This is a genomic window from Pseudoalteromonas sp. T1lg76 (genome assembly GCF_002964725.1).
Classification (GTDB): Bacteria; Pseudomonadota; Gammaproteobacteria; order Enterobacterales; family Alteromonadaceae; genus Pseudoalteromonas.
The window spans coordinates 1-531 of record NZ_PQCE01000075.1 but is presented as its reverse complement, the minus strand read 5'-3'; the positions used below and the strand labels follow the sequence as shown (position 1 = coordinate 531).

Below are 531 nucleotides of genomic sequence, written 5' to 3'. Positions count from 1 at the left end.
GTTACCGCCGTGAAAGGGCGGTGTCCTAGGCCTCTAGACGAAGGGGACACAAAGTGTGTCACTAGGACTGGTTATTTAAACTCTTACCATGCGAGTTATCGAACACACCTAAACATGAATATATTCAGCCTAAAATAGGATGATGTGCGTCGAACAAAGGATTTGGTGGAGCTAGGCGGGATCGAACCGCCGACCTCTTGCATGCCATGCAAGCGCTCTCCCAGCTGAGCTATAGCCCCAAAACCTGATACTGACAAATCAGTAAAGTGGCGTCCCCTAGGGGATTCGAACCCCTGTTACCGCCGTGAAAGGGCGGTGTCCTAGGCCTCTAGACGAAGGGGACACAAAGTTGGATTTAGGTTCCAGTATCTTCGGATGTGTGAGTTCAAGTCTCACCTTCCGCACCATGTTCTTGATAAGAACTAAAACTATCGACCCTTTAGTTGGAGTATCGCCAAGCGGTAAGGCAGCGGGTTTTGATCCCGCCATTCCCAGGTTCAAATCCTGGTACTCCAGCCATGGCTACGTAGC

At 50.5% G+C, this 531-nt stretch carries 3 tRNA genes; 1 reads left to right on the top strand and 2 read right to left on the bottom strand.

Annotated features, from left to right (window positions below):
- Positions 1-163: 163 nt before the first annotated feature.
- Both C2M35_RS15250 and C2M35_RS15245 read right to left on the bottom strand, forming a co-directional pair.
- A tRNA-Ala gene (locus C2M35_RS15250) sits at positions 164-239 on the bottom strand.
- A gap of 28 nt (positions 240-267) precedes the next feature.
- A tRNA-Glu gene (locus C2M35_RS15245) sits at positions 268-343 on the bottom strand.
- A gap of 101 nt (positions 344-444) precedes the next feature.
- Between C2M35_RS15245 and C2M35_RS15240 the strand changes: the two genes are divergently transcribed.
- A tRNA-Gln gene (locus C2M35_RS15240) sits at positions 445-519 on the top strand.
- Positions 520-531 lie beyond the last annotated feature (12 nt).